Below are 11667 nucleotides of genomic sequence, written 5' to 3' on the forward strand. Positions count from 1 at the left end.
CATGAGCAACGTCGACCACGCCGAGATCGCCAAATTCGAGGCGCTTGCCCATCGCTGGTGGGACCGCGAAAGCGAGTTCAAGCCGCTGCACGACATCAACCCGCTGCGGGTCAACTGGATTGACGAGCGCGTTCATCTGGCCGGTAAAAAAGTCCTCGATGTAGGCTGCGGCGGCGGCATCCTCAGTGAGTCCATGGCTCAGCGCGGGGCGACTGTCACCGGTATCGACATGGGCGAAGCCCCCCTCGCTGTCGCGCAACTGCACCAGCTCGAGTCCGGCGTCAACGTTGAGTACCGCCAAATCACTGCCGAAGAACTGGCGCTCGAAATGCCGGGCCAGTTCGACGTCGTCACCTGCCTTGAAATGCTCGAACACGTGCCGGATCCAGCGTCTGTCATCCGCGCCTGCTACCAGATGGTTAAACCGGGCGGCCAAGTGTTCTTCTCGACCATCAACCGCAACCCCAAGTCCTACCTGTTCGCGATTATCGGCGCCGAATACGTCCTCAAGCTGATGCCGCGCGGTACCCACGACTTCAAGAAGTTCATTCGCCCTTCCGAGCTGGGCGCCTGGAGCCGCCAGGCAGGCCTGAGCGTCAAGGACATCATCGGCCTGACCTACAACCCGCTGACCAAGCACTACAAACTGGCCAACGATGTAGACGTCAACTACATGATCCAGACCCTTCGCGAGGAGTAATACATGCGTTTAAGAGCAGTTCTTTTTGACATGGACGGCACCCTGCTCGACACCGCGCCGGACTTCATCGCCATCTGCCAGGCCATGCGCGCAGACCGTGACCTGCCGCCCGTTGCCGACAAACTGATTCGCGATGAAATTTCCGGCGGTGCCAAGGCGATGGTTGCCGCGACGTTTGGCATTAGCCCTGAAGCAGACAACTTCGAGGCGCTGCGTCTTGAGTTCCTTGAGCGTTATCAGCGTGACTGTGCAGTCCACAGCAAGCTGTTTGACGGCATGGCCGAGTTGCTGGCCGATATTGAAAAAGCGCATTTGGTGTGGGGCGTTGTCACCAACAAGCCCGTACGCTTCGCCGAGCCGATCATGCAACAGCTTGGGCTGGCCGAGCGCTCCGCCCTGCTGATCTGCCCCGATCACGTGACCAAGAGCAAGCCCGACCCCGAGCCGTTGATTCTGGCCTGCAAGATGCTTGACCTGGACCCGGCCAGCGTACTGTTTGTCGGCGACGACCTGCGTGACATCGAGTCAGGCCGCGATGCCGGGACCAAAACAGCCGCCGTGCGTTATGGCTACATCCACCCCAACGACAACCCTGACCATTGGGGCGCTGACGTGGTGGTCGACCATCCGGCCGAATTGCGCAAAGTCCTGGATAACGCGATGTGCAGTTGCTGAAGCGCGGGCGCTGCACATGTTTCCTGCTTTTTGTTGAGGTGCTTTATGTTTGATTACACAGCCCGCCCCGACCTGCTTCAGGGCCGGATCATCCTGGTCACGGGGGCCGGTCGTGGTATTGGCGCAGCCGCCGCCAAAACCTATGCAGCCCACGGAGCGACCGTGTTGCTGCTCGGCAAGACAGAAGCCAACCTGAGCCAGATCTACGACGACATTGAAGCCGCCGGTCACGCCAAACCGGCAGTTATCCCGTTCAACCTCGAAACCGCCCTGCCGCATCAGTACGACGAACTGGCGGCCATGATTGAAAGCGAGTTCGGGCGCCTGGACGGGCTGCTGCACAATGCCTCGATCATCGGACCGCGCACGCCGCTGGAGCAACTGAGTGGCGAGAACTTCATGCGCGTGATGCACATCAACGTAAACGCCATGTTTATGCTGACCAGCACGCTGCTGCCGTTGCTCAAACTGTCTCAAGACGCCTCGGTGATCTTCACCTCCAGCAGCGTTGGCCGCAAAGGCCGTGCCTACTGGGGTGCTTATGGCGTGTCCAAGTTTGCCACCGAAGGCCTGATGCAAACCCTCGCCGACGAAGTTGAAAACGTCTCTACGGTACGCTCCAACAGCATCAACCCTGGCGCAACCCGCACCAGCATGCGCGCGCAAGCCTACCCCGCAGAAAACCCCCAGAACAACCCCGAGCCGCAAGACATCATGCCGGTTTACCTGTACCTGATGGGCCCGGACAGTACCGGGATCAATGGGCAGGCGTTCAACGCACAGTAAAAACCCATAAAAAAACCGGAGCCTGCCCACGCAGTCTCCGGTTTTTTTAACCCTTCAGGTCGTCATCTCCCGATAATCAGGACTCGACCAGCTCGCGCCGCGGACGCACTACCGGCGCCCCCTCATACTGCAAGCAGCTTTGCAAAAACAGGTACTTGTAGTCATAGCTCTTGCAAATCGCTTTACGCAACTCGGTTTTCAGCTCTTCTGAAGGGTTCAACCCCGCCAGCGTGCAAATGATCTCCAGCGCTTCCCACGGGTGCTCATCGTCATACTGCGCGTGCATCTTCAGCCATTTCATGGAGCGCTTGCGCCCTTCTTGCGGAAACGACTCTTCGTAGATGCTTTTTGAGCACACCACAGCGGCCCACTCACCGACTGCGCCTTCGATGGCATAGTTGGTGGCGGCCATCGCCACGGCCAACGAGTCGGTTGCGCAGCTGTGCCAGCACCAGTCGTTGAGCGCCTGAAACTCTGCCGGTATGTCCTGCGCGTTCATGTCTTCAAGGCTTACACCGTGTGCACGCGCCCAATGCACCCAATAGTCGGCATGGTTAAGCTCGACACGAATGTTGCGGATAAGCCAGCGCCGCGCCATGTCCTCACCCGGATGGCGCCCATAACGGGTTTTGCCCAGGTTATGGCCCATGTACAACGAAAACTGCTCGACCACTGGCCAGCCACCGATCAGGAAAACACGCATAGTCTTTTCGCTGAGGGTGTTGTCGCGCATACGTCGGTAAATTTCGTGTTCAACAACCCGGCGTTTGCTCTCGCTACAGTCGCGGATCAATTGCTGAGCCCACTCGGGGTAGCTGGTCGCCTCCATCAGAGGGCCAGTTCGGTTATAGGTCTCGGTCACTATCAGGCTCCTTATGACACGCTGGTTTTGCAAATCCGGAAATGCTTAACGCAACGTGCCAGGCGACTTCAAGGCCAACGGCGCGGGACGTTTGGGCCGGCACCACAAACTGTCACACGTCAGCACGTGAGGACGTTCAACTGCATATCCCTGCGCATAATCGACACCGATCTCGACCAAAGCCTGCTCAATGTGCGAAGACTCAACGAACTCTGCAATCGTACGCTTACCCATTACGTGCCCAATGTGATTAATCACTTCTACCATAGCCCGATTAATCGGATCATCCAGCATGTCTCTGACGAAACTGCCATCAATCTTCAAAAAGTCCACCGGCAGGTGCTTTAGATAAGCAAACGAAGACATTCCCGCGCAGAAGTCATCCAGCGAGAAACGGCACCCCAGCGCCTTCAGGTCATTGATAAAGCGAATGGCGCTGCCCAGATTGGCGATGGCGCTGGTTTCAGTGATCTCAAAGCAGATTTGCCCGGGCGAAACGCCATAGCATTCAAACTGTTCGTGCAAGAACGCCAGAAACTCATCATCACCAATGGTTGTGCCCGACAAGTTAATCGCACACATTTCCATTGGTCGCCCGGGGTGCTGAGCCGTGCATTCGGAAATGATCTTGAACACATTCTCGACCACCCAGCGGTCAATCGATGGCATCAAGCCATAACGTTCGGCGGCCGGGATGAAATGGTCAGGCATGATCACTCGTTCATTTTCATCATGCAGACGCAAAAGAATCTCAATGTGACCGCTGTGCTCCTCCACATGCCCCAACGGAACGATTGCCTGGGAGTAGAGGCAAAAGCGGTTTTCTTCCAGCGCCACATGCAGGCGCTGCACCCAGTTCATTTCACCGAAGCGCATGGACAGTTCCGAGTCGTCCTCGTGATACACCTGCACCCGGTTCCGGCCTTTCTCCTTGGCCATGTAACAGGCCATGTCGGCAGCCCGCATGCAGCCTTCCAGCGTGATCGGGAGTTCGTGAATATGCACCAGGCCAATACTGATGGTGTTGAGGAACGGACGCCCCTTCCAGGCGAAGTGCAGACTCTGCACTGCATGTCGCAACCCCTCGGCAATTTTCTCAGCCACATCGGCCGGGCAGTTTTCCAGCAAAATGCCGAATTCATCTCCGCCCAGCCGCGCCAGGGTATCGCCTTCACGCAGACCGGATTGCAGCAGCGCACAAATATGGCGCAGAAGCTCGTCACCCGCCGCGTGACCGCAGGTGTCATTCACCAGCTTGAATTGGTCCAGATCCAAAAACATCAGCGCATGCCTACCTTGCTGCCGCGCCAGGTTTTGCAGCACCAGTTCCAGGCGGTATTCAAACTCACGGCGGTTGGCCAGCCCGGTCAGCGCATCATGGGTGGCCTGCCAGGACAGATTGGCGATGTACTGCCGCTCCTGGGTCATGTCATGCAGCACCAACACCGCGCCGCTGAGTTTGCCCGCATGCAAGATCGGCGCGCCGGACAGGGTGACCGCCACGGTACTGCCATCCATGCGCTGGATAAACCTGGAGTTCTCATTGTTGCTGCCCAACTGACCGCTGAGCACATGATCAATCAGCTTGAAGCCTTCATCCGGCCTATTGTCATCCAGGATTTTGAACAGCGCCCCCAGAGGTACGCCCCGGGCCTGTTCAGACTGCCAGTGAGTCAAGCGCTCGGCAGCCGGGTTCATGTACGTGATGGCGCCATCAACATCGGTACTGATGACGCCATCACCAATGGATTCCAGAGTGATTTGCGCCCGCTCTTTCTCAAGCTGTAGCGCTTGAGCAAAGACACGGCTCTGAACCAGAATTTTGTGGGTACGCATCAAGGCGAGGCAAATCAGCCCTAGCGCTACCGCCAGGTTGACCGCCACCAGCAACTTCAAAATAAACCGCGAGGCCTCACCCAACGCACCGCTGAACGCCTTGGCTGCGGGGGTCACCGCGTCGTTGATGGCATAAATCTGCGCGCGCCATTGCGCGACATCGGCCTCTGACACCTGATTCGTGCTGACCTGGCGGTGTATCTCTTGCGCCAGATTATCGAGCTTGTCCAGATACTCGTCGCCCACGCTCCATTTCGCGATGGCTTTTTCGAGGTAGCTGAAATGTCGGAAATTTTGATAAAGCCAAATCAGCCCATAGACGTCTTCGGGGCGATTGCCGCCTTGCAGAATACCTTCGCGTGCGGCCTGCATATCCGGCTCGGGCTGGTCCAGGGCTACCCGCAGTTTATGGCCGCCCTGAGGCACGCGAATGGCTTGCTGATACTGCGCATAGGTCGCGGGGTCGCGATTATCCGCATACAAGCTCAAGAAATAGATGGCGTCTTTCTGGCCCTTGGACCACAAGCTCTCGCCTGCGACATAGCCCCTTACGGCCGATAGCATGTAGAGACTCATGCAGCCCAATAAAACCTGAAACAGTACAACCGCAATAAAGGGCCAGACAATCCCGAGCAGGTGGGGCGTCCCGAGCGTACGTTTTGGCTTCATGAGTTCCCTTTGCATCACGCAGTCAGATGAAAACCAGAGGAAAAGCCTCAAAGAACTGAGACTAGGCCAACAACCGACATTAGGGATACCTCAGAGTGCTAACTAGCCCTCAAAAAACACATTAAGGGCAAATACGCTGCGCCCTCAACTTTGCTGCAAGTGGCCATACAACTGCGCGTAGAGGCCACCCTCGGCGATCAACTGGTGATGCTCACCGTCTTCGGCAATGCTGCCACCGTCAAACACCAGCACCCGGTCTGCCTGTTTTACCGCAGACAGCCTGTGCGCGATGATCAGCGTCGTGCGCCCGCTCAAAAAAGCGCCTAACGCGTGGTGCAAGTTGTATTCAGTGGCCGCGTCCAGTGCGCTGGTGGCCTCGTCGAGAATCACCACACGGGGCTCGGCCAGAACCATGCGCGCTATCGCCAGGCGCTGGCGCTGACCACCCGACAAACGCACCCCGGAACGCCCAACGATACTGTCCAGACCTTGCGGCAGGGTCATGATGGTGCCATCCAACTGAGCGATTTCCAGAGCGCGCCAGCAGGCTTCGTCCGTGCGCTCACGGCCCATGGTCAAGTTGGCGCGCACCGTGTCGTTGAACAGCGCCGGATGTTGCAACACCACCGCCACATGCTCGCGAATGGCCTCAAGGCCAATATCGGACTGGCGCACACCGCCAAACGAAATACTCCCGGACTGTGGCGTGTACAGCCCCAGCAGCAATTGCACCAAAGTGCTTTTACCACCGCCGCTGGTGCCGACAATCGCTACTTTCTCGCCAGGAGCGATGCTCAGATTGAGCGTGTCCAGCACCCGCTCTTCGCCGTAACTGAAGCTCAGGTCGCGGATATCGATGCCGACTGTTTCACGCCCGGCAAACGGATCAACGCCGCCCGGATAGTGAGGTTCATCCTCACGCGCCAGCAACTGGTTGATGCGTGTCACCGCGCCGTCCGCCGCGTAAAAAGCGTATTGCAGGTTCAGCAACTGCTCGACCGGGCCGATCATGAACCAGAGATAACTGAATACCGCCAGCATTTGCCCGATCGACAGGTCAGAGAACAGCACCGTCAACATGGCGGCCGCGCGGAAAATATCGATGCCGAACTGGAACACCAGCCCGCTGGCCCGGTTCGAGGCGTCGGTTTTCCACTGCGAGTTCGCAGCAAAATCCCTGACTTCACGGGCACGCTGCTGTAAGCGACCGAGGAAAAAGCCCTGACGATTGCCTGCTCGTACTTCCTGGATTGAATCCAGGGTTTCGGTCAGCGCCTGGGTGAAACGCCCAGTGCTGTCGTTTTCGAGCTTTTTCAAATGTTTGACGCGTTTGCCCAGTTGCACCGTGGCGTAGATCACCAACGGGTTAAACAACAGGATCAGCAGCGCCAACTGCCAGTTCATCCACAGCAGAATCGCCGAGGTGCCGATCAAGGTGAGCATGGCCACCAAAAACCGGCTGAGGGTTTCGCCGACAAACTTGTCGAGGGTATCGAGGTCGGTGACTAAATGCGTGGTCACCGTGCCGCTGCCCAGGCTCTCGTACTCCGCCAGCGAGATGCGCTTCAAGCGCTCAATCAAGCGCACCCGGATACGGAACACGATGTCTTTGGCCAGCCGTGAAAACAGCCGCGATTGCAGGACGTTAAACAACAATGCGCCAACGCGCAGCAGCAACGTCACTACCAGCATCAGGCCGATGTAGCCCACCGAACTCTGCCAGGCGACTGGCAGCCAGTGGTTCATGACTTTCAGGGCAGCGTCGCCATGTCCCAGCAGCACTTCGTCCACCAACAGCGGCAGCAGCAACGGAATCGGCACACTGCACAGCGTGGCCAGCACAGCCACACCATTGGCAATCCACAGGGCTTTTTTATGCCGCAGGGCCAGACGGCGAATGTCAGCCCAGCCCAACCGGTCTGGCGTGCGGGCAGTTGACGGTTTAGCCAGGGGATCAAGCACTCGTGGCACGATCCAGCCAGCGGCCGAGCAATTCAGACAACGGCTCAAGCGGTTGATAGCCATTGGTCAGCAAGGCTAATTGACCATTACACTCGGCCAGCAACGTCGGGAACCCGGCAATGCCCAAGTCCTGTACCCAGGTAAAGTCCGCAGCCGTCGCCGCCTGTTGCTCGACGCTGTCAAAGGCCGCCGCAAACTCAGCCCGTGGCAACCCGGCCTGCTCGGCCAACTCAACCAAAACACTGCTTTGCGTGACATCCCGGCCTTCAGCGTAAAACGCGTGCTGGATAAGCTTGAGCAAGCACCAGGTTTTCTGCGGTGCCAGGGCGCGTGCTGCCACTATCGCCCGGCAAGCGGGCTCGCAGTCGTAGACAAAACCCTCGGGCAAGGCCCCCGCAAAGTTGAACGGCTGCCCGGTGGCGTCAGCCACGGCCTGCCAATGCTCAAGGATGTAGCGCCGCGTCGAAGGCTCAAGCGCCGCACTGTTACCGGTGCGCAAACCGCCCACCACCAGGTGCAGTTCCACACCTGCGGCTTGCGCCTGCTCGATCAGGGCTTGCGCGACAGGCGCAAAACCCCAACACCATGAACACATCGGGTCCATCACATAGAGCAGGCGCGCAGACATATCAAGCCTCGGCAGATTTACGGTAGTTGTGACCAATCGGGTGCGGCTGATTGCGGGCCTTGGCCAGTTCAATCTGCTTTTGACGATCTATCGCGCTGCGACGGGTTTTCTCGCTCAGTTTGTCCCAGCAATGCGGGCAACTAATACCCGGCTTGTAGTGCTCGGACTCACGATCTGCAGCGTTGATCGGCGTGCGGCAAGCGTGGCACTGATCGTACTCACCTTCGCTCAGGTCGTGACGCACGGTCACGCGGTTATCAAATACAAAGCAGTCACCTTCCCACTTGGACTCTTCCTGCGGCACCTCTTCGAGGTACTTCAGAATGCCGCCCTTGAGGTGATACACCTCATCAAACCCTTGGCTGAGCATGTAGCTCGAGGCTTTTTCACAGCGAATGCCGCCGGTGCAGAACATCGCGACTTTTTTGTGCACAGCCGGGTCGAAGTTGGCTTTGATGTAGTCAGGGAACTCACGAAAGCTCGTGGTTTTAGGGTCGATGGCGCCTTCAAAGGTGCCAATCGAGACTTCGTAATCGTTACGGGTGTCAATCAGCAACACCTCTGGGTCGCTGATCAAGGCGTTCCAGTTTTCGGGGTCGACATAGGTACCGACTTTTTTGTTCGGGTCTACGCCTTCAACGCCGAGGGTGACGATCTCTTTTTTCAGCTTGACCTTGGTCCGGTAGAACGGCTGGTCATCGCAGTAGGATTCTTTGTGGTCAATATCGACCATGCGCGGGTCATTTTTGAGCCATGCCAGCAGGCCGTCAATGCCTTCACGGCTACCGGAAACGGTGCCATTGATACCTTCTTCGGCGATCAGCAAAGTGCCTTTGATGCCGTTATCCACCATTGCCTTGAGCAACGGCTCACGCAGTTCAACGTAGTCTTGCAGGGTGACGAATTTATACAGTGCAGCAACAACAATTGGCGCGGTCATCGTGAATCTCTCCAGGTGGCTACCCTCGCAAAGGGTGAACCGGATGCAAAAAAAACGCGCCGACTAAGCGGCGCGTTGCGGATTCTAGCAAAAACGTGTGTTAGTGCCCACCGCCAGCGCAGGTCGGCGAGGCCGGGGCTGCGTCGATTTTCGCCCATTCTTCAGGCGTGTACGTGTGCAATGCCAACGCATGGAACTCACTCATCAGGTCACCCAGGGTGGCGTAAACCTTTTGGTGACGCTTGACACGGTTGAGCCCGTCGAACTGCTCGCTGACCACCACCGCCTTGAAGTGAGTCTGCAACCCACGGCTGTGCATGTGGCTCTCATCCAGCACGCTCAAATGCTCGGGTTGCAACGCGCTCAGCGTCGTTTCAATACGTTGTTGCATGTTCATTCAGACTCCGCTTACTTCTTTTTGGCCGGAGCCGGTGCAGCCGGTACCAGTTCGTTGGTCATGTCTTCCAACAACTTGTTGACCACAGGCACGGCGCTTTCCAGCTTGGCCTGAGTCATCTGGGCAGACTGTTGAGTCAGTTGTGGCATTTTTTCCAGCACTTTCTTGCCCAATGGCGACTGGTAGAACTTCACCAGGTCATTAAGCTCGGACTCGCTGAAGTTGGCGGTGTACAGCTTGACCATGTCCGGCTTCAGCTTGTCCCAGCCAATGGCTTGGTCCAGGGCAGTGTTGGCTTTGGCCTGGTAGGTTTCCAGCAAGGCTTTTTTCGCAGCCGGCGCTTTGGTTTGTTCAAAGCGTTGAGCAAACATTTGCTGCACTTGCATGTACACCGGCGTCCCCAGTTTGTCGGCGTGTGCCAGCTTGAGGAACGTTTCAGCACTGGCAGCGTGGCTGGCAGCATCGGCGAATACCTGGCCGCTGGCGCATACCAGAGCAACTGCAGTACAGATGGCGCGAAGACGAGTCATCGAGTTTCCTTTATCTAGCAAGCGAGGTCGTACCCCAGGGGGCACCATTCTGCGCCTAACAAAGTGTGTCACTCAACCCCGAGGCTGATAGCGGTTCTCAACAATCCGACAAAAACCACTAAAACTAAAGTTTGAACTCCTGCAGGCGATTGAGCGCCTAAGCTCACTGATCAACCTTTAGGAGAAACGACCTGATGAGCCGCATCGAAACCGACAGCCTGGGTGAAGTGAACGTACCGGATGAGGCCTATTGGGGCGCTCAGACTCAGCGCTCGCTGATCAACTTTGCCATCGGCAACGAAAAAATGCCGCTGGCCGTACTGCATGCCCTGGTGCTGATCAAAAAAGCCGCGGCCCGCGTCAACGACCGCAACGGCGACTTGCCAGCCGACATCGCGCGCCTGATCGAACAGGCGGCCGACGAAGTGCTCGGCGGCCAGCACGATGATCAATTCCCCTTGGTGGTCTGGCAAACCGGCAGTGGCACCCAAAGCAACATGAACGCCAACGAAGTGATTGCCGGGCGCGCCAACGAACTGGCCGGCAAAGGCCGCGGCGGCAAATCGCCAGTGCACCCGAACGACCACGTCAACCGCTCGCAAAGCTCCAACGACTGCTTCCCGACGGCCATGCACATTGCGGCGGCCAAGGCGGTGCATGAGCACTTGCTGCCGGCGATCAGTGAATTGTCCGGCGGGCTGGCCGAATTGTCGGCGCGCCACATGAAACTGGTTAAAACCGGTCGCACCCACATGATGGACGCGACCCCCATTACGTTCGGCCAAGAGTTGTCGGCTTACATCGCGCAACTGGATTACGCAGACAAAGCCATTCGCTCAGCCCTGCCGGCCGTTTGCGAACTGGCTCAGGGCGGCACCGCCGTGGGCACCGGGCTGAATGCGCCACACGGCTTTGCCGAAGCCATTGCCGCCGAACTTGCCGCCCTGTCGGGCCTGCCGTTTGTCACCGCCCCCAATAAATTTGCCGCGCTGGCCGGGCATGAGCCGCTGACCACCTTGTCGGGCGCCCTGAAAACCCTGGCCGTTACCTTGATGAAACTGGCCAATGACTTCCGCCTGCTGGGTTCCGGCCCACGCGCAGGGCTGGCCGAAATCAAACTGCCGGCTAACGAACCGGGCAGCTCGATCATGCCGGGCAAGGTCAACCCGACCCAATGCGAAGCGTTGTCGATGCTCGCCTGTCAGGTGCTGGGCAATGACGTGGCGATTGGCTTTGCCGCCAGCCAGGGGCATTTGCAGCTCAACGTGTACAAGCCGGTGATCATTCATAACTTGCTGCAGTCGATCAAACTGCTGGCCGACGGTTGCAGCAACTTCAATGAACACTGCGTGACCGGGCTTGAGCCGGACGCGGGCAAAATGGCCGAGCACCTGGAGCGCGGCCTGATGCTGGTGACTGCACTCAACCCCCATATCGGCTACGACAAGTCGGCGCAAATCGCCAAAAAAGCCTATGCCGAAGGGTTGACCTTGCGCGAAGCGGCACTGGAGTTGGGCTACCTGACCGACGAAGAATTCGACGAGTGGGTACGCCCGGAAAACATGCTCAGCCCCGGCAAGCATTAAAAACAAACGCCATAACCCCGTAGGAGGGGCCGCCCCGTCTTCGACGCCGCGCTGTCGCGCAGCAAACAGGACAGCGAGTATCTTCAGCATCCCCCA

General features: G+C 58.0%; 11 protein-coding genes. 4 read left to right on the forward strand and 7 right to left on the reverse strand.

Annotated features, from left to right (window positions below; translation table 11 throughout):
* The first annotated feature begins 1 nt into the window (after position 1).
* From ubiG to GHO41_RS17505, 3 genes are read left to right on the forward strand one after another with little or no spacing between them, the layout of a single operon-like run.
* Positions 2-700, forward strand: a complete 699-nt coding sequence (gene ubiG, locus GHO41_RS17495; protein WP_048368514.1) for a bifunctional 2-polyprenyl-6-hydroxyphenol methylase/3-demethylubiquinol 3-O-methyltransferase UbiG — start codon at positions 2-4, stop codon at positions 698-700.
* Between the two features lie 3 nt (positions 701-703).
* The gene (mupP, locus tag GHO41_RS17500) at positions 704-1375 is read left to right on the forward strand and encodes an N-acetylmuramic acid 6-phosphate phosphatase MupP (protein ID WP_048368515.1); all 672 of its coding nucleotides are present in this window, start codon (positions 704-706) and stop codon (positions 1373-1375) included.
* A gap of 45 nt (positions 1376-1420) precedes the next feature.
* The gene (locus GHO41_RS17505; protein WP_153427838.1) at positions 1421-2161 is read left to right on the forward strand and encodes a YciK family oxidoreductase; all 741 of its coding nucleotides are present in this window, start codon (positions 1421-1423) and stop codon (positions 2159-2161) included.
* A 76-nt stretch (positions 2162-2237) separates the two neighbouring features.
* Here GHO41_RS17505 and GHO41_RS17510 read toward each other — a convergent pair whose 3' ends face one another.
* From GHO41_RS17510 to GHO41_RS17540, 7 genes are all read right to left on the reverse strand, one after another.
* Positions 2238-3023, reverse strand: a complete 786-nt coding sequence (locus GHO41_RS17510; RefSeq protein ID WP_371928965.1) for a TenA family transcriptional regulator — start codon at positions 3021-3023, stop codon at positions 2238-2240.
* 45 nt (positions 3024-3068) lie between these two features.
* Complete coding sequence (locus GHO41_RS17515) at positions 3069-5528, reverse strand: EAL domain-containing protein (RefSeq protein ID WP_153434235.1); 2460 nt, start codon at positions 5526-5528, stop codon at positions 3069-3071.
* 144 nt (positions 5529-5672) lie between these two features.
* Positions 5673-7490, reverse strand: a complete 1818-nt coding sequence (locus GHO41_RS17520; protein WP_371928966.1) for an ABC transporter ATP-binding protein — start codon at positions 7488-7490, stop codon at positions 5673-5675.
* On the reverse strand, positions 7483-8118 hold the full coding sequence (locus GHO41_RS17525; RefSeq protein ID WP_153434236.1) for a DsbA family protein: 636 nt from the start codon (positions 8116-8118) through the stop codon (positions 7483-7485). Before GHO41_RS17525 ends, GHO41_RS17520 begins: the two co-directional genes overlap by 8 nt.
* 1 nt (position 8119) lies before the next feature.
* A complete protein-coding gene (locus tag GHO41_RS17530; RefSeq protein ID WP_153434237.1) occupies positions 8120-9058 on the reverse strand; it encodes a rhodanese-related sulfurtransferase in 939 nt (312 codons plus the stop codon).
* A gap of 100 nt (positions 9059-9158) precedes the next feature.
* Complete coding sequence (locus tag GHO41_RS17535; protein ID WP_153334749.1) at positions 9159-9455, reverse strand: BolA family transcriptional regulator; 297 nt, start codon at positions 9453-9455, stop codon at positions 9159-9161.
* An 11-nt stretch (positions 9456-9466) separates the two neighbouring features.
* Positions 9467-9985 (reverse strand): DUF2059 domain-containing protein, encoded by a 519-nt coding sequence (locus GHO41_RS17540; RefSeq protein WP_048368523.1) that lies wholly within the window; start codon positions 9983-9985, stop codon positions 9467-9469.
* A gap of 194 nt (positions 9986-10179) precedes the next feature.
* Here GHO41_RS17540 and GHO41_RS17545 point away from each other — a divergent pair, with 194 nt between their 5' ends.
* On the forward strand, positions 10180-11571 hold the full coding sequence (locus GHO41_RS17545) for a class II fumarate hydratase (protein WP_153434238.1): 1392 nt from the start codon (positions 10180-10182) through the stop codon (positions 11569-11571).
* Positions 11572-11667 lie beyond the last annotated feature (96 nt).

This window comes from Pseudomonas sp. FSL R10-0399 (assembly GCF_009600165.1).
GTDB classification, from domain to species: Bacteria; Pseudomonadota; Gammaproteobacteria; order Pseudomonadales; family Pseudomonadaceae; genus Aquipseudomonas; species Aquipseudomonas helleri.